The organism is Acidobacteriota bacterium (assembly GCA_039683095.1).
Lineage (GTDB): Bacteria > Acidobacteriota > Aminicenantia > Aminicenantales > Saccharicenantaceae > RBG-16-66-30.
In genome coordinates this window covers 490176-507149 of record JBDKSB010000001.1, presented here as the reverse complement: position 1 = coordinate 507149, position 16974 = coordinate 490176, and the positions used below count along the sequence as shown (strand labels likewise).

Below are 16974 nucleotides of genomic sequence, written 5' to 3'. Positions count from 1 at the left end.
CCTCCTGGCTCCCGGCCGGTCAGCTGGCGCGGCCTGTCTTCCGGGCGACGAAGGCCACGAGCTTGTCCAGGGAATCGAGGTTATCCGGCGTGATCTCGTCGGCCTCGACCCGGATAGCATACTGCGTCTCGATGTGGCCGACGAGCTCGAGCACGCCGGTGGAATCCAGGATCCCCTTTTCGAGGAACGAATCGCCGTCCTGGAAATCGTCCACCCTCGCCAAGGGCAGGACCGAGGCGGTCAGGAACTCCCTCAAGGACGATTTAATGTTCGCATCATCCGTTTTGACCATGTCCATATCGTGCTCCTTCTTGTCCGGGGCCGCCGAACCCTTCCGATGTTCGCGGGACCTAGCATAAACGGCCCGCCTGCGGGCTCGAAATCGCCCGCGCTGGTGATTTCCGGGGTGATTTTGGCCCCTCCACCATCACCTCCGGCGGGGAGATTATATCCGGATTCCGGACTCCCCGCAACGCTCCGGCAGGCGCGTCCGATATTGACTTGGCCGCCGAAAAATAATAGATTGCGGCCGTCGGTTGACGATGGAAGACGATGGGAGGATGACGCCAGGTCCCCATGGATATTGAGATCGTGGATCCCCGGTCGGAACCCGGCTGGGATGCCGCGCTCCTTGCGAGCGGGGATCCGACGTTCTTCCACTCCGCGGCCTGGGCCGCCGTCCTGGCCGAGACGTATCAGTTCACTCCCCTCTATTTGGCGGGCAGGGACCAGGCCAAGTTCTCGCTCGTCATGCCCCTCATGGAGGTCCGGAGCATTCTTACGGGTTCGCGGGGCGTCTCCCTGCCGTTCACGGACCTCTGCCCGCCCTTCGCGGTCGACGGGCGGCTGATCGAGGCCGCCCGCGCCAGGGCGCTCGAATACGGGAGGCGGGCCGGCTGGCGGTTCATCGAGTGGAGGGACGGGGCTCCGGCCGGGGCCGGCCCGGCCGCGCATGAGACCTATTTCCGGCACGACATTTTCCTCGGGAAGAGCGAATCGGCGCTTTTTGCGGGCCTGCCGGCCGCCAATCGAAGGAATATCCGGAAGGCCATGCGGGAAGGCGTCTCGACCTCCATCGACGGGTCGATGCGTTCGCTCGAGGCCTTCTACCGGCTGAATTGCCGGACGCGCCGGCGGCACGGCCTACCGCCTCAGCCGTTCCGGTTCTTCGACAAGCTCCATGATCACGTTCTTTCAAAAGGGCTCGGGATCGTCGCCCTGGCCCACCACGCCGGCCGGGCCGTCGCCGGCTCGGTGTTCCTCCTGTTCGGCGGCCGGGCGATCTTCAAATACGGGGCCTCGGACCGGTCCCGCCAGAACCTCCGGCCGAACAACCTGCTCATGTGGGACGCCATCCTGTGGCTGAAAGCGAACGGCCAGACGCACCTGGACCTCGGACGGACGGAGCCCGAGAACGACGGGCTTCTGCGCTTCAAGCGGGCCTGGGGAGGGGACGAATCGACCGTCGACTATCATCAATATTCTTTCAAGGCGGAAGCGTTCGTCACCGGCCGCAGAAGGCCGCGCCCGGAGATCTGGTCGCGGCTGGCCGCCCGGGCCCCTCTCCCCCTCCTGCGGCTTTTCGGCACCCTGGCGTACCGGCACATCGGATAGGAAGACGCCATGACGATGCTCGACGCCTACTACGTTATCAAGCCGATGATCCCGAGACCGGTACAGATCTTCCTGCGCCGGGTCATCGCCCGGGTCAAGCTCGTCCGGCACAAGGCGGTCTGGCCGATCGATGCGCGCGCGGCGCGGCCGCCGCTGGGCTGGTCGGGCTGGCCCGAAAACAAGATGTTCGCGTTAGTCCTCAGCCACGATGTCGACACGATGCGGGGCCGCGAGAACTGCCTCCGGCTCCTGGAGGTGGAGAGGAGGCTGGGCTTCCGGTCGACCTTCTATTTCGTTCCCGAAGGCTACGCCGTCTCCCCGGAGCTCCGCCGCGAGATCAAGGACGCCGGGTTCGACGTCGGGGTCCACGGGCTCCGGCACGACGGGAAGATGTTCCGCTCCAGGAAGATCTTCGACGAGCGCGCCGGGAGGGTCAACCGCTACCTGAAGGACTGGGACGCCGTCGGGTTCAGCTCGCCGTCCATGCACAGGAACCTGGCCTGGATCGGGGACCTCGACATGGCCTACAGCATCTCGACGTTCGACACGGACCCGTTCGAGCCCCAGCCGGAGGGCGCCGGCACGATCTTCCCCTTCTGGGTCCCCCGCCAATCCCGGGACGGCGGGTTCATAGAGATCCCCTACACGCTGCCCCAGGACCACAGCCTGTTCATCATCTTCAGGCACAAGGACAACCGGACCTGGAAGGGCAAGCTCGACTGGCTCGCGGAAAAGGGCGGCATGGCCCTTGTCGACGCCCATCCGGACTACATGGATTTCGGCGGAGGCCGGCGCGGGCCGGAACAATATCCCATCGCCTATTACGAGGACTTCCTCGAGTACGTCAAGGACCGTTACCGGGGCCGTTACTGGCAGCCTCTGGCCAGGGAGCTCGCGGCCTTCTGGGCGGCGCAGGACTTCCCCCGCGAGTCGAGTTCCGGCATCCTGAACGCCCTGAACGGGGCCCGACAGAATTCCCGCCGCTCCGGTCTGGCATGAGCGGCGTCATCGAGCTCGGCCCCGGCGACGCTCCCCGGTGGGATCGCTTCGTGGACGCCCATCCGCTGGGCCGGATCTACCACCTGTCGGGCTGGAAGACGGTCCTCGAATCCTGTTTCGGCCATATCCGCGGCCGTTTCCTGGCCGCCTGCGACGACCGGAACGGGGACATAAGGACGGGGCTTCCGCTTTACGTGGTCCGAAGCCGATTGACCGGCACCCGGCTGATCTCGGCGCCGTTCGCGACGCTGATGGACCCGCTGGTCGCGGGGCCGGACGACCTGGGTCCCCTGTTGGACGAGGCCCGGGCGCTCTCGCGGCAGGCCCGCGCCGGTTATATCGAGATCCGGACCCTGGAGACAGGGCCATGGCTGGCCGGGAGGGGATTCGGGGAATCGCGCTATTATCTCACCCACGCCCTCGACCTCGGGAAGCCGCTCGACGGCCTCTGGAGATCGTTCCACCGCTCCTGCGTCCGCCAGAGGATCTCGCGCGCCGAGTCGAGCGGGCTGGAGATCCGGGCCGGCCGGGAAGAGGCGGACCTGCGGGCTTTTCACAGGGTCCTGACGCTGACGAGGCGCCGGAGGTCCCTGCCGGCTCAGCCCTACCGGTTCATCGAGTCGCTCTGGAACGTGTTCGGACCGGACGGCAAGCTCCGTCTCCTGCTCGCCGAAAAGGACGGCCGGATCGCCGCCGGCCTGGTCCTGCTCGTCTACAAGGACCGGGTCTCGGCGGAGATCCTCGGCTCCGACGACGCGTTCAACGGCCTCAGCCCGGTCCACGGCCTCTTCTGGCACGCGATCCGATGGGCGCATGAGCAGGGATACCGCACTTTCGATTTCGGGAGGACGTCCCCCGCGAACGCGAGCCTCCTCGAATTCAAGCGGCATTGGGGGACGTCCGTCCGGGAGCTGCCGCACTTTTTTTATCCGGCCGACGCGGCCTTGAGAACGGAGCGGCTGGAAAAGTCCTGGAAATACCGGCTGGCGCGCTTCTTCTCCTCCGAGAGGATCCCCGCTCCCCTGTCGCGCTGGGTCGGCGAATTCTGCTATCGCCACATGGGGTGACGGAGGACCATGCGCTACGTCTTGATCACGCCCGCCCGAAACGAAGAGGCTTTCCTGGAGGGGACCATCCTCTCGGTCACGAGACAGACCGTCCGTCCGGAACGCTGGGTGATCGTCAGCGACGGCTCGACGGACCGGACCGACGAGATCATCAAGGCCTACGCGGCAGCCCACGATTGGATCCGCTACCTTAGACGGCCGGAGCACGCCGACCGCCAGTTCGCGGCCAAGGCCCAGGCCTTCGCCGCGGGCCAGGCCCTGGTCGGGGACGCGCCCTATGAGGTCATCGGGAATCTCGACGCCGATCTCACCTTCGCGCCCGACGCCATGGCCTTCCTCATGGACCGGTTCGCCGCCGACCCGGAACTCGGCGTGGCCGGCGTCCCGTTCGTCGAGGAAACCGCAGCGCCGTACGATTACCGGTTCACGAACATCGAGCACGTATCCGGGGCCTGCCAGCTGTTCCGGCGGGAGTGCTTCGAGGCTATCGGGGGATACAAGCCCATCAAGGGCGGGGGCATCGACTGGCTGGCCGTCACCACGGCCCGGATGAGGGGCTGGAGGACGCGGACCTTCACCGAAAGGACCGTCCTCCATCACCGCAAGATCGGGACCGGGACGCAGAAGGCGCTCGGGGCCCTCTACCGCCAGGGGAACAAGGATTATTATCTTGGCAATCATCCGCTTTGGGAGGCCTTCCGGGCTGTCTATCAGATGAAGTTCAAGCCCTTCGGCGTCGGCGGCATGACCATCCTGGCGGGCTATCTGGCCGCGCTTGTCACCCGCATGGAGAGGCCGGCGCCTCCTGAGGTCGTCAGATTCTGCCGCCGGGAGCAGATGCGGAGGCTGGGCTCGGCCTTCGGTCTCCGAAGGACCCCCCGATGAGCGGGAACTACATGACCTCCTTCACGACGAAGCTTTACGACAGCCTGAAGCGGCTGGAACGGTGGGTCGAAGGCCACGGCTACCGGGGATACGAACCCTTCGACGGCCTGTCCTCCCCCCTGCAGGCCCTGACCTTCGACAACCTTTTCCTGGAGCGGCTCCTCCAGCAGGCCGTCCGCTGGTCCCCTGTCAATATCCGGCCCCTGATCGGCGTGACCCAAAAGGAATCAACAAAGGGGCGGGGCTTCATGGCCGCGGGCTATCTGGCCATGCATCGGGTGACGGGGGATCCGGACTACCTGAAAAAGGCGGAGCTGTGCCTCGACTGGCTGGACCGGCACAAGGCGGAGGGATACGCCGGCCACAGCTGGGGGAATTATTTCCCCTTCTCGAGCCGGACCGGCCGGCTCCCGGCCGACGAGCCGATCATCGTCTGGACGAGCCTGATCGGCCAGACGTTCCTGGACGCCTACGAGCAGACGGGCCAGCCGAGATCCCTGGCCGTCGTCCGGAGCGCCTGCGACTGGATCCTGGCCCTGCCCCGGGAGAGGACGAGCGCCGGATCCTGTCTGAGCTACGTGGCCTACACCCAGGAGTCGATCCACAATTCGAACATGCTCGGGGCCGCCCTGCTGGCCCGGGCCTCGGGCTATCTGTCCGACACGCGGCTCGTTCCGGCCGCCCGGGAAGCCATGCTCTACAGCTGTTCGCGGCAGCGTCCCGACGGTTCCTGGTGGTACGGGGAAGCCCCCGACCTCCATTGGATCGACAATTATCATACGGCCTACAATCTCGACAGCCTGAAGTGCTACATCGAGGCGACGGGCGACAGCGTTTACCGGGACCATTTGAAGAAGGGCTTCGCCTTCTTCAAGGAGCGCTTTTTCCTTCCCGACGGGACGCCCAGGTACTACCATGACCGGACCTACCCGATCGACAGCCAGTGCATGAGCCAGGCCGTCGAGACGCTGGCCAAGTTCGCGGGCGACGATCCCGAGGCGCTGCCGTTGGCCGTCCGCGTCGCCGATTGGGCCATCGACGCCATGCAGGACCGGAAGAGCGGTCATTTCTACTTCCGCCGCTACCGGACCGGGCTGGTCGACCGGACCCCGATGCTGCATTGGGCCCAGGCGACGATGTACAAGGGCCTGGCCTTGCTCTTCGCCCGGCTGGCGGGCCCCCGGTCCGGCCGGGGCGCCGCGGAGTGATGCCTTGGCCCAGATCGCCCTTCTCGTGACCATCGCGTTCATCGTCTACGCCCTGAGGCGCGATGCCCGCGAACATGGCCGGTCGGACCCGGCCTCCTGGATCTCCTTTCTCTGGATCGCCCTGGGCGCCTCGAGATCAATCAATTACTGGGTCTATCCCAGCCAGGCCGTGGCCTTCAATCAGAGGCTCGCCTGGGAGCAGCAAAGCATCGACCTGATCCAGAACAATCCGCTCGAACGGAACCTGATGATCGCCCTCATCGGTCTCGGCCTGATCGCCCTGATCCGCCGGCACGGCCGCTTCCGTCTCACCTTCGAGGACAACGGCTGGCTCTTCGCCTTCTATGCGTTCGCGCTCGTCAGCATCTCCTGGTCGGACTACCAGGGCGTGGCCCTCAAGCGCTGGATCCGCTTCGTCGGGGACATCGTCGCCATCCTCCTGATCCTGACGGACGTCGACCCGGAAAAGATGACCGACCAGATCATCCGGCGGGTCGCGATCATCCTGCTTCCCCTGTCGGTCCTTTTCATCCGGTACTACGGCCAGCTAGGCCGGATCTACACGACCTACGGCACCCAGATGTGGGTGGGGGTCACCGGCCACAAGAACCAGCTGGGGATGCTCTGCGCCTATACTGGAGTGGCCCTGGTCTGGCGAAGCCTCAAGAAATGGCCCAAGGTCGACCCCCTGGATATTGTGCTTCTCGCCCTGACCGGCTATCTGCTGGTCGGGGCCAAGAGCCAGACGTCGATCATCGTCTTCCTTCTGGGCGTCGGCCTGCTGGTCGTCCAGTCCCGGATCAAGGGCGATGTCCGGAAGTTCAATCGCGGCGTCGTCACGGCCCTGATCGCCGTCTTCGTCGTCCAGTCCCTGGCGGTCACCGTCCTCAACAAGTCCCTGGCGCCGGCCTTCTTCGCGTCGGCCGGACGGGACTCCAGCTTCACGGGGCGCGTCCCCCTATGGCAGGAACTCGTCAAGATGGGCGCGCGGTCCCCCTTCGTCGGCTCCGGTTTCGCCTCGTTCTGGCTCGACACCAACCGGGTCATGGAAGTCTGGCGAAGGGTCGACTGGACCCCGACGACCGCCCACAACGGCTATCTCGACACCTTCCTGGATCTGGGGATCGTCGGCCTACTCGGCCTGCTCTTGCTGATCATCCAGACGTACAAGAACATCATGCGGACGTCCCGGGAAAAGCCGGATTTCGGAAAGCTCAAGATCGTCTTCTTCGCGATGGTCATCTTCCATAATTTCACCGAGACGAGCTTGGGAAAGCCCAATTCGCTGCTTTGGCTCCTGTTCCTCCTGAGTTCCATCATGGTCTGGCCCGGCGCGACGGCCCGGCCGAGCCCGGCGCCATGGGAAGAGCCCGCCAAGAACCTGGATCTTGGAGCGCCCTTGCGACCTCCCCTTTAGGGGTGATAAACTCAGGGGGAATATCACCCCAGAAATACCCCCCCGCGGTGATGGTAGAGGAGGGAGGACATCCTCTAGCCTATGCCTGAAAAGTCGGAGACCGAATATGTATGTCCGATATTTGGACACCATTGATCTCGAAAGGCAAGGAGTGACAGATCACCATGAACGTTCCGTTCGTCGATCTTAAAGCCCAATACCAGTCCATCAAGTCCGAGATCGATCCCGCCATCCAGAACGTCCTCAACGAGACCGCCTTCGTCGGAGGCAAGTACGTCGACGGCTTCGAGAAGGCCTTCGCCGAGAAGTTCGGGGTCAAGAACTGCGTCAGCTGCGCCAACGGCACGGACGCCATCTACATCACCCTCAAAGCCCTGGGCATCGGCCCCGGGGACGAGGTGATCACCGCCGCCAACAGCTTTATCGCCACGTCCGAGACCATCACCCAGGCGGGCGCCAAGCCCGTCTTCGTCGACATCGACGAGTATTTCCACATCGATCCCGCCAAGATCGAGGCCAAGATCACCCCCAGGACCAAGGCCGTCATCCCCGTCAACCTCTTCGGCCAGGCGGCGGACCTGGACGCGGTCAAGGCCATCTGCGAAAAGCATGGGGTCCGCGTCATCGAAGATTGCGCCCAGTCGCACTTCTCGACCTACAAGGGCCGCAAGACCGGGACGGTCGGCGCCGTCGGGACGTTCAGCTTCTACCCGGGCAAGAACCTCGGCGCGTATGGGGACGGCGGCGCGATCATCTCGAACGACGAGGAGTTCGCCCGCCGGGCCAGGATGTTCGCCTGCCACGGCTCGCTCCAAAAGTACATCCACGAGATCGAGGGCATCAACAGCCGGCTCGACTCCCTCCAGGCCGTCGTCCTGAAGATCAAGCTCGGCCACATCGACGACTGGAACGGGGCCCGGAACAGCCATGCTTTGAAGTATAACGAGCTTCTCGCCGGGGTAGAGCAGGTCAAGGCTCCCAAGCTCCGCCCCGACACCTTCCACATCTTCCATCTCTACGTCATCCGGGCCGAGCGCCGGGACGACCTGGCCGCCTTCCTAAAGACCAGGGGCGTCGCCACGGGCATCCACTACCCCTACGCCCTGCCCTTGATGCCCGCCTACAGGTACCTCGGCCACACCCCGGCGGACTTCCCCGTCGCCTACGCCTGCCAGGAACAGATCCTGTCGCTGCCCATGTACCCCGAGCTGACGGACGAGATGATCGCCCACGTCGCGGAATCGATCAAGGAGTTCTACCATGCTTAATATCGGCGTCATCGGGTACGGCTATTGGGGGCCCAACGTGGCCCGCAACTTCCACGGCCTGGCCGGCGCCAATCTCGTCGCGGTCAGCGACGTCGCGGACAAGCGCCTGGCCCTGGCCCGGAGCAATTTTCCCTCCATCCAGGTGATCAAGGACCCCCTGGAGCTCATCCGGTCGACCGGGATCGACGCCGTAGCGATCGTCACGCCGGTTTTCGCCCATTACGAGATGGCCAAGGCGGCCCTCCTCGCCGGGAAGCACGTCTTCGTCGAGAAGCCGTTCACGACGACGAGCGCCCAGGCCCGCGAGCTGATCGATCTCGCGGCCGGCAAGAACCTCCGGATCATGGTCGACCACACCTTCCTCTTCACGGGGGCCGTGCGGAAGATCAAGCAGGTCATCGAGTCCGGCGAGCTGGGCAAGCTCCTGTTCTACGACTCGGTCCGGGTCAACCTGGGGCTCTTCCAGCACGACGTCAACGTCATCTGGGACCTGGCACCCCACGACCTGTCCATCATGGCCCACGTCATCGACAAGAAGCCGGAGGCCATCTCGGCCCACGGCTCCATCCACTTCCCGCACGGCCTCGAGGACATGGCCTACGTCGCCATCGAGTTCGAGGGCAACGGCTTCATCGCCCATTTCCACGTCAACTGGCTCAGCCCGGTCAAGATCCGCCAGACCCTGATCAGCGGGGACAAGAGGATGCTCGTCTGGGACGACCTGAGCGCCGACGAGAAGGTCAAGATCTATGATCGGGGCGTCGATGTCCGGAGCGCCAACGGCGCCAAGGACGGCATCCACGAGCTTCTCGTGAGCTACCGGTCGGGCGACGTCCACATCCCCCGGCTCGAGGCGACCGAGGCCCTCAAGGCCGAGGCCCAGTATTTCGTCAAATGCGTCGAGCAGAGCGCCGAGCCGTTCAACAACGGCCAGGCCGGGCTCCAGGTCGTCCGCCTCCTGGAAGCCGCGGACAAGTCCCTCAAGGCCGGCGGAAAGCGCGTCGAGCTGTAAAGGAGCTTCCATGGAATTCTGCCGGGTATCGCCCGACGTCAAGCTGGGGAAGGACGTCAAGATCTTCGCCTTCGTCAACCTCTACGGCTGCGCCATCGGCGACAACACCAAGGTCGGCACGTTCGTCGAGATCCAGAAGAACGCCTTCATCGGGAAGAACTGCAAGATCTCCTCGCACACGTTCATCTGCGAGGGCGTGACCGTCGAGGACGATGTCTTCATCGGGCACAACGTGACCTTCATCAACGACATGTATCCGCGCTCGACGGTCGAGGGCGGCGAGCTCCAGACGGAGGCCGACTGGAAGGTCGTGCCGACCTTCATACGCAAGGGCGCCTCCATCGGCTCGAGCGCCACGATCCTGGCCGGCGTGACGGTCGGCGAGGGGGCCATCGTCGGGGCGGGCGCGGTCGTCACCAAGGACGTCGCCCCCTGGACGATCGTGGCCGGCAACCCGGCCAGGCCCTTGCGCACGATCGAAAAAAAATAGATAATGAGAGGGCTTTTTAGACAGAGGGGTCCAAACCAATGTTCAAGGAAAGGGAGAAGGCTCTACGCAGATTCCTGATCTTCGCCGACGCCTGCGTGATCGCCGTCGCCTATCTCATCGCCTCGCTTTTCACCCATCTCCTGGGCGAGGCTCACGCCCCCCTCTGGAAATATTGGCTCGCCCTCACGTTCGCTGTCCCCTACTGGTGCCTGACACTTTACGCCAACGGCATGTACCAGTCGATGAGGACCCGAACCTACCTGGAGGTCCTCTGGGCGGTGATCAAGGCGGCCACGGTGACCTTCCTGCTCATGGGGACCTTCATCTTCCTGTTCAAGCTGACGTTCATGAGCCGGCTCTTCTTCCTCCTCTTCATGGGCTTCAGCTTCCTCCTTATCGGGCTCGAGAAGTCCATCATCTTCATGAGCTCCCATTACGTCCGCCGCCAGGGCCTCAACACGCTCCGCCTCCTCATCGTGGGTACGGGGAAGCGGGCGATCGCCTTCATCAAGAAGGTCGACCAGCATCCCGAATGGGGCTTCGAACTGCTCGGCGCGATCGACGACGAGCCCGGCCGCGGCATCCAGAAGGTCGGGCGGCTCGATGTCATAGGGACTCTCGAGGATATCCCCCGGACCTTCCATCGGGACGCGGTCGACGGGGTCGTCTTCGTCGTCCCCCGGTCGCGCCTGAACGCCCTGCAGGGCGCGATCGACGACTGCGAGACGGAGGGGGTCGTGGTGACGATCGCCGTTGACCTCTTCGACACGAAGCTGGCCCGGTCCTCGGTCGCCGAGCTCGACGGCCTGCCCCTCCTCCACTTCAAGACGACCCTGGCCAAGGAATGGGAGCTCCTGCTCAAGCGGATCTTCGATTTCATCACTTCGGGGTTCGGGATCGTCATCCTCTCACCGATCCTCTTAGCCAGCGCCATCATGATCAAGGCGACCTCGAAGGGGCCCATTTTCTTCAAGCAGTCGCGGCTGGGCCTCTCGGGCCGCAAGTTCACTCTCTACAAGTTCCGGACGATGAGGACCGGGGCCGAGCGGGAGCTCAACGGCGTCTCCGATCTCAACGACATGTCCAGCCCCGAGTTCCGGAGGAAGAAGCTGAGCTGGATCACGCCGGTCGGGCGCATCCTGAGGAAGTTCAGCATCGATGAACTGCCCCAGCTCATCAACGTCTTCATCGGGGACATGAGCATCGTCGGCCCGCGCCCGACCGTCCCCGACGAAGTGGAGAAATTCAAGGACTGGCAGCGACGCCGGCACTCGATGAAGCCCGGCATCACCTGCCTGTGGCAGGTCAACGGCCGCAACAACCTCTCGTTCGAGGATTGGATGAGGCTCGACCTCGAGTATCTGGACAACTGGTCGCTCTGGCTGGATATCAAGATCCTGCTGAAGACGGTCCCCGTCGTCATTTTCGGGATCGGCGCCTATTGATGCGGTTCCGGGCATCGGATATCATCACGGCGGACGCGTGAGCCCATGAGAGCGAGACCGACCCTCCGAAAGATCGCCCTGGCCGCCCTCGCGCTGGCCTTGTGCCGGCCGCAGGAGGCCCGGGGCTGGGGCAACACCTGGATCGGCATCGATCTCGAAGAGGCCTATAACGCCCTGCGCTGGCGATCGGGCCTGTTGCGGGGCGGAGGGGTCTTGACCCTGGGGAACGCCGGCTACTCCTCCGACATCTTCTATGGTTCGACCCCCGAGCCGACCCCGGATTATACGGCCACGGCAGGCGCCAGCGTCCGGGGCATGCTGCCCTTAAGCCGGAAGCTCATCGCCGAGGCCTCGGCCACCCCCGAGTATCTCTTCTTCCTGCGCACCAGGGGGGAGCGGGCCTTCAACGGGATCGCCAGCGGCAGCCTGCACCTGGTCCTCGATCGGCTTTACTTTCTGGCCGGAGGCGAATACCGGAACATGCGGGAGCGCCTGGGGCCGGAATTGGACGTCAACATCCGGCGGCAGGAGGCGGCGCTGACGGGGCTGGCCCTCTGGCAGGTCTCCAAGCAGACATCCTTGGCCCTTCAATACCGGAGGGCGGCCTATAATTACGGCGAAACGGGCGAGACGGGCATCCGGGAGAGGCTGAATCGGATCGAGGATTACATCAACGTCCGGGCCTACCTGAGGCAGATCGCCAAGGTCAGGTACTACCTGGACGGGGAATACGGGGATTTCTCGTTCACGCAGGACCCCACGCACTTCCGCGACGCCCGGAGCTACGGGGCCTATGCGTGCGTCGACATCAACCCCGAGGCGGCCACCAATCCGCTGAACCGGCAGATCACGGGGGCGATCCGGCTCGGGTACGGCAAGTTCGATCTGCGCGATCCCGCGCAGATGGACTTTGCCGGGCTGGCCGGCAGCGCAAGGCTGACCATCCCCCTGATGCGGCACACGTCGGCGAACGGGTTCTTCGAGCGGGGGGCCGAGTTCTCGGTCTTCGCGGGGATGTCCTATTTTCTCCAGACGAGCTTCGGGGGAGGGGTGACGAGGGCCCTGACCCGGCGCATCACCTTGTCCTACGATTTCGCCATGAGCCGCCTGTCCTACCCCGAGAGCGGCTCCTCGGAGGAGCCGTCCTCCCAGCTCCGGAGCGCTTATCGGGTCCATTCCATCCGTCTCGGCACCCAGTTGAAGCGCAACCTCTTCTTCAACCTTCTCGCGAGCTTTTCCACGAGGAGCTCGAGCGTCCTGATCCGGCCGGGCGGGCGGAACTTCTTCGGTTTCGGCCTGAGCTACGGCGTTTCGCCGGGGGCGACGACGGCGATCGTCGATCCCACCGCCCGCTGAGAGCGGGCGAGTTATGCTAGAATGGGAAGACAAGGGAAAGCGATCATGAAGAACTCGAGGGGTCCCGTATCGGGTCCGCGAAGGCGGGCCGAGGTCCTCTTCTCCCTGGGATTGATCCTCTCGATCCTGCCGGCGTTCGGGATCGGCCAGGATGCCCAGGAGGCTTCGCTGCCCGTCATCGACTACCGGATCGGCACGCGGGACCTCCTGCAGATCACTATCTTCGAGCACGCCGAGCTCAACCAGACCGTCCGGGTTTCCGAGGACGGGTCCGTGACGCTCGTCCTGCTGGGCAAAGTCGCGGTTTCGGGGCTGACGGCCCAGGACTTGGAGAAGAAGCTCGTCGCGCTGCTCAAGGAAAAGTACATAAACGACCCCCAGGTGACCGTGTTCATCCAGGAATACCAGCGGGTCTCGATCCTGGGCGCCGTCGGACGTCCCGGTCAGTACGAGATCGTCGGGCCGACGAACCTGCTCCAGATCATTTCCCAGGCGGGAGGGATGACGACCGAAGCCGCCAACGAGCTGTACATCTACCGGGACGAGCCTAACGGCCGCAAGACCCGGCTCTCCGTCAACATCAGGGACCTGACCATCAACGGGAAATACGACCTCAACGTCACCCTGCAGCCCAAGGACGTCATCTTCATCCCGGCGGACCAGACGCTGACGGTCTTCGTCTACGGCGAGGTCCGGAACCCCGGCGCCCTCCAGTACAAGGCGTCCAAGAAGATCACGCTCCTTCAGGCGATCGCCCAGGCCGGAGGCCCGACCGAGTGGGCGTCCAGGTCGAAGGTCACGATCACGCGCAAGAACCCCCAGACCGGCAAGGAGATCAAGATCCCGGTCAACCTGAAGAACATCATCAGCAACAAGCTCTCGGATATCATCCTGGAGGACGGGGACGTCGTGATCATCCCTTAGGCCCCGGCCGTCCCTGAAGAGGTTGTCATGACAGACCAGATAACGGAGGGGAAGGGCGGCCTTCTGACGTCGCTCCAGCACGTCCTGGCCGTCATCCTCAAGTGGAAGTGGACGGCCTTCGCGACGGCCCTGATCATCGTGGCCGCGATGACCGCCTATACGTTCCTGAGGGCGCCTGTCTTCACGGCGGTCGGCCGGGTCTGGATCGAGAACGACCCCAATATCCTGCCCTTCGAGGACGTTTTGCGCTATGACGCCGGCAGCTTCCTGGAAAGCCACTCCAAGCTGTTCCGGAGCCGCGCCCTGGCGGCCCAGACGATCGAGACGCTCAAGCTCTACCAGAACCCCCATTTCGTCGGGGAGCGCAAGGGCAAGAAGTCCGTGGATCCCCAGGATCCGTTCTTCCGCGAAGAACTGGTCGATAATTTCATCAGCCGGATCGCGGTCGCCCCCCTCTTGAGGACCCGGATCGTCGAGGTCCAATTCGACGACAGCGACCCGAAATTCGCGTCCGACACCCTGAACGCCCTGTTCGACGGCTATATCGCCATGGTCGCCCGCCAGAGGTTCCAGGCCACGGAGGAAGCCTCAAAGTTCCTGAACTCCCAGATCGACGCCGTCCGGAACGACCTCACGGACAGCGAGAAGAAGCTCAATGCCATGGGCTCGGCGCAGGACATCCTCCCCCTCACCCAGGCGGAGACCCCGACGGTCAGCCGGATCGCGGAGTTCAGCCGCGAGCTGACCCAGGCCACGGTCGAGCGGGTGAAGAAGAACGACGAATACCTCCTGCTCAAGGCCGGGACGCTGGAGAACATCCCCTCGTCCCGGAACAACCCGCTCATCCAGAGGCTGCGGGAGCAGTACGCGACGATCAGCCAGGAGTATGCGCGCAAGCTGGCCACGGTCCGGCCGGAATACCCCGACATGGTGCGGATGAAGTCCGAGATGGAGTCCATCAACACGGCCCTGCAAAAGGAGAGGGAGAACATGATCGGGGCGGCCTTCTCCGACTATCAGGCCGCCCTGGCGAAGGAACAGTCACTGCAGCAGCTGCTCGAAAAGGAGAAGACCCAGGCTTTCAGCGCCCAGAGCAACTCCATCGTCTATAACAGCCTCAAGGCCGAGATCGAGAACAAGAAGAGCCTGCTGAGCGCGCTCATCACCCGGCAGAGCGAAACCGACATGACCTCGCGGCTCGAATCGACGAAGTCGAGCAACGTCTGGATCGTGGACCGGGCCTCGCTGCCCCTCCGGCCGACGTCGCCGAACAAGCGGCGGGACCTGGCCCTCGGCCTCGCTTTCGGGATCCTGGGCGGGATCGGGCTGACCTTCGTCATCGAGTTCCTGAACCAATCAGTCAAGACATCGCGTGACATCGCCGCCAGCACTGGCCTCCCGACGCTCGGCGTCATCCCGGCGTTCGATCACGAGATCGCGACCCGGTCGCCCCGGGCCGAGTTCCGGCGGCTGGGGGACCTGCTCCTGAGCCGGGACGGCTCGAGGCCGTACTCCCGGGAGAAGCTGTGGGATCACGGGCGGCCGTCGAGCCGCCTGGCCGAGAACATCCTGCCGGAACGGCAGGACCGCGGGGACGGCGAATGCATCGAGCTGATCGTTTCCCAGAGTCCGGGCTCGATCCAGTCCGAGAACTTCCGGTCTATCCGGACGACCATGCTCGTCTCCTCGCCGCCCGGCCGGATCAAGTCGGTCCTGTTCACCAGCGCCCTGGCGCGGGAGGGGAAGTCCTCGACGGTCTCCAATCTGGGGGTGACCCTGGCCCAGGCCGGCAAGAGGGTCGTCATCGTCGACTCCGACCTGCGCCGGCCGAAGCAGCACAAGATCTTCGGGATCGATAACCGGGAGGGCCTTTCGACGCTCCTGGCGTCGCCCGCGGGCTATACGGGTTTCGTCCGTCCGACGCGCTTCTCGAACCTGAGCATCATCACCAGCGGTCCCGCGGTCGACAACCCGATCGAGCTCCTGAACTCCAGCAAGATGGACGACCTCGTGGCCGTCCTCAAGCAGAACTTCGATCATATCCTCATGGACGCCCCGCCGCTGCTGGCGGTGTCCGACGCCCTGGCCCTCGGCCCTCTCGTCGACGGCGTCATCCTGGTCGCCCGGGGCGGCCGGACCCCCATCAACGCCCTGAAGCAGGCGAAGCAGAAGCTCGATGCCCACCGGCTCAAGAGCCTCGGCGTCATCCTGAACGGCGTCAACATCGTCGAGCAGGACGGTTATTACGCCAGGCAGTACTATAAATATTACCGCTGATCGAGAGGACATCATGGCCGTCGAGAGAGTCGCCGTGACGGGAGGAGCCGGATTCCTGGGCTCACACGTTGTCCGCCTCCTGCTCGAGCAGGGCCGCGAGGTCCGGATCCTGGACGATTTCTCGAACGGCAAGGAAGCGCACCTCCGGGCCGTCGCCGGCCATCCCCGGCTGGAAGTCCTCCGCGGCGACATCCGGGAGGCCCGGGACGTACAGAAAGCCTTCGAGGGATGCCGGACCGTCGTCCATCTCGCCGTGCTCTGCCTGCGCGAGTCCATCAGGGATCCCCGGGCCGTCAACGACGTGATCGTCGACGGGACGATCAGCTGCCTCGAGGCCGCCCGCCGCGCCGGCGTCGGCCTGTTCCTGAACTGCTCCTCGTCCGAGGTCTACGGCACGGCGCTGAGGATCCCCATGGACGAGGGCCATCCCCTGAACCCGGAAACGCCCTACGCCGCGGCCAAGGTCGCCCAGGACATGTACGTCGCGAGCTACGGAAGGACCTACGGGCTGCCGTGGGCGACCGTCCGGCCGTTCAATATGTACGGCCCTAATTCCCACTGGCAGGGCCAGCGCGGCGAGCTGATCCCCAAGATGATCGTCCGGGCGATGAACAGGAAACCCCTGGGCGTCTTCGGCGCCGGGTCCCAGACCCGCGATTTCATCTACGTCGAAGAAGCGGCCCAGGCCATCCTGGCGGTCGCCGCGAACGAGTCCTGCCGCGGGCAGCAGCTGAATTTCTGCACGGGCGTCGAGACGTCCGTCCTCGAGATAGCCAAGCTTGTCTGCCAGGCGTTCTCGCTCGATCCCGGGAAGTTCATCGAGTTCCACCCAGCCCGGCCCGGGGACGTCCTGCGCCACCTGGGCGACAATTCTCGCTTCAAGGCGCTTCTCGGATTCGCCCCCCGCGTGGGGATCGAGGAAGGGCTGGCGCGCACGATCGCCTGGTTCCGGAGCCTGCCCTACGCTCCGGAGGCGATGCTGTCCGAAGAGGTCCTCAAGTCCTGGGAATAG

At 64.5% G+C, this 16974-nt stretch carries 15 protein-coding genes; 14 read left to right on the top strand and 1 reads right to left on the bottom strand.

Going from position 1 to position 16974, the window contains the following annotated elements; genetic code table 11:
- Window positions 1-19 precede the first annotated feature (19 nt).
- Window positions 20-298 carry an acyl carrier protein gene (locus tag ABFD52_02220; protein MEN6559577.1) on the bottom strand — a complete coding sequence of 93 codons (279 nt, stop codon included), beginning with the start codon at window positions 296-298 and terminating at the stop codon, window positions 20-22.
- 278 nt (window positions 299-576) lie between these two features.
- Between ABFD52_02220 and ABFD52_02215 the strand changes: the two genes are divergently transcribed.
- The 14 genes from ABFD52_02215 to ABFD52_02150 all read left to right on the top strand — a co-directional run bounded on the left by ABFD52_02215 (window position 577) and on the right by ABFD52_02150 (window position 16974).
- Window positions 577-1614: a GNAT family N-acetyltransferase gene (locus ABFD52_02215; GenBank protein ID MEN6559576.1), complete on the top strand. Its 1038-nt coding sequence runs from the start codon at window positions 577-579 to the stop codon at window positions 1612-1614.
- 9 nt (window positions 1615-1623) lie between these two features.
- Window positions 1624-2613, top strand: coding sequence for a hypothetical protein (locus ABFD52_02210; protein ID MEN6559575.1), 990 nt, complete (start codon window positions 1624-1626; stop codon window positions 2611-2613).
- Window positions 2610-3680, top strand: a complete 1071-nt coding sequence (locus ABFD52_02205; protein MEN6559574.1) for a GNAT family N-acetyltransferase — start codon at window positions 2610-2612, stop codon at window positions 3678-3680. Before ABFD52_02210 ends, ABFD52_02205 begins: the two co-directional genes overlap by 4 nt.
- A gap of 9 nt (window positions 3681-3689) precedes the next feature.
- On the top strand, window positions 3690-4565 hold the full coding sequence (locus tag ABFD52_02200; GenBank protein ID MEN6559573.1) for a glycosyltransferase family 2 protein: 876 nt from the start codon (window positions 3690-3692) through the stop codon (window positions 4563-4565).
- Window positions 4562-5773 (top strand): hypothetical protein, encoded by a 1212-nt coding sequence (locus tag ABFD52_02195; protein MEN6559572.1) that lies wholly within the window; start codon window positions 4562-4564, stop codon window positions 5771-5773. Before ABFD52_02200 ends, ABFD52_02195 begins: the two co-directional genes overlap by 4 nt.
- Window positions 5774-5777: 4 nt before the next feature.
- Window positions 5778-7190 (top strand): O-antigen ligase family protein, encoded by a 1413-nt coding sequence (locus ABFD52_02190; protein ID MEN6559571.1) that lies wholly within the window; start codon window positions 5778-5780, stop codon window positions 7188-7190.
- Window positions 7191-7354: 164 nt separating this feature from the next.
- Window positions 7355-8458, top strand: coding sequence for a DegT/DnrJ/EryC1/StrS family aminotransferase (locus ABFD52_02185; GenBank protein ID MEN6559570.1), 1104 nt, complete (start codon window positions 7355-7357; stop codon window positions 8456-8458).
- On the top strand, window positions 8451-9470 hold the full coding sequence (locus tag ABFD52_02180; protein ID MEN6559569.1) for a Gfo/Idh/MocA family oxidoreductase: 1020 nt from the start codon (window positions 8451-8453) through the stop codon (window positions 9468-9470). The genes ABFD52_02185 and ABFD52_02180 overlap by 8 nt, the downstream gene beginning before the upstream one ends.
- Before the next feature lie 10 nt (window positions 9471-9480).
- Window positions 9481-9960: an acyltransferase gene (locus ABFD52_02175; protein MEN6559568.1), complete on the top strand. Its 480-nt coding sequence runs from the start codon at window positions 9481-9483 to the stop codon at window positions 9958-9960.
- 38 nt (window positions 9961-9998) lie between these two features.
- On the top strand, window positions 9999-11405 hold the full coding sequence (locus ABFD52_02170; protein MEN6559567.1) for a sugar transferase: 1407 nt from the start codon (window positions 9999-10001) through the stop codon (window positions 11403-11405).
- A 45-nt stretch (window positions 11406-11450) separates the two neighbouring features.
- Window positions 11451-12761, top strand: a complete 1311-nt coding sequence (locus ABFD52_02165; protein ID MEN6559566.1) for an outer membrane beta-barrel protein — start codon at window positions 11451-11453, stop codon at window positions 12759-12761.
- A gap of 45 nt (window positions 12762-12806) precedes the next feature.
- Window positions 12807-13685 carry a polysaccharide biosynthesis/export family protein gene (locus ABFD52_02160; protein MEN6559565.1) on the top strand — a complete coding sequence of 293 codons (879 nt, stop codon included), beginning with the start codon at window positions 12807-12809 and terminating at the stop codon, window positions 13683-13685.
- A gap of 27 nt (window positions 13686-13712) precedes the next feature.
- Complete coding sequence (locus ABFD52_02155; GenBank protein ID MEN6559564.1) at window positions 13713-15962, top strand: polysaccharide biosynthesis tyrosine autokinase; 2250 nt, start codon at window positions 13713-13715, stop codon at window positions 15960-15962.
- A 13-nt stretch (window positions 15963-15975) separates the two neighbouring features.
- The gene (locus ABFD52_02150; GenBank protein MEN6559563.1) at window positions 15976-16974 is read left to right on the top strand and encodes an NAD-dependent epimerase/dehydratase family protein; all 999 of its coding nucleotides are present in this window, start codon (window positions 15976-15978) and stop codon (window positions 16972-16974) included.

Bases quoted from the DNA above. Each gene is read 5' to 3' on its own strand.
- ABFD52_02185 (MEN6559570.1), top strand. From the start codon at position 7,355: ATGAACGTTCCGTTCGTCGATCTTAAAGCCCAATACCAGTCCATCAAG.
- ABFD52_02220 (MEN6559577.1), bottom strand. From the start codon at position 298: ATGGACATGGTCAAAACGGATGATGCGAACATTAAATCGTCCTTGAGG.
- ABFD52_02205 (MEN6559574.1), top strand. From the start codon at position 2,610: ATGAGCGGCGTCATCGAGCTCGGCCCCGGCGACGCTCCCCGGTGGGAT.
- ABFD52_02210 (MEN6559575.1), top strand. From the start codon at position 1,624: ATGACGATGCTCGACGCCTACTACGTTATCAAGCCGATGATCCCGAGA.
- ABFD52_02195 (MEN6559572.1), top strand. From the start codon at position 4,562: ATGAGCGGGAACTACATGACCTCCTTCACGACGAAGCTTTACGACAGC.
- ABFD52_02215 (MEN6559576.1), top strand. From the start codon at position 577: ATGGATATTGAGATCGTGGATCCCCGGTCGGAACCCGGCTGGGATGCC.
- ABFD52_02165 (MEN6559566.1), top strand. From the start codon at position 11,451: ATGAGAGCGAGACCGACCCTCCGAAAGATCGCCCTGGCCGCCCTCGCG.
- ABFD52_02160 (MEN6559565.1), top strand. From the start codon at position 12,807: ATGAAGAACTCGAGGGGTCCCGTATCGGGTCCGCGAAGGCGGGCCGAG.
- ABFD52_02180 (MEN6559569.1), top strand. From the start codon at position 8,451: ATGCTTAATATCGGCGTCATCGGGTACGGCTATTGGGGGCCCAACGTG.
- ABFD52_02170 (MEN6559567.1), top strand. From the start codon at position 9,999: ATGTTCAAGGAAAGGGAGAAGGCTCTACGCAGATTCCTGATCTTCGCC.
- ABFD52_02150 (MEN6559563.1), top strand. From the start codon at position 15,976: ATGGCCGTCGAGAGAGTCGCCGTGACGGGAGGAGCCGGATTCCTGGGC.
- ABFD52_02155 (MEN6559564.1), top strand. From the start codon at position 13,713: ATGACAGACCAGATAACGGAGGGGAAGGGCGGCCTTCTGACGTCGCTC.
- ABFD52_02200 (MEN6559573.1), top strand. From the start codon at position 3,690: ATGCGCTACGTCTTGATCACGCCCGCCCGAAACGAAGAGGCTTTCCTG.
- ABFD52_02175 (MEN6559568.1), top strand. From the start codon at position 9,481: ATGGAATTCTGCCGGGTATCGCCCGACGTCAAGCTGGGGAAGGACGTC.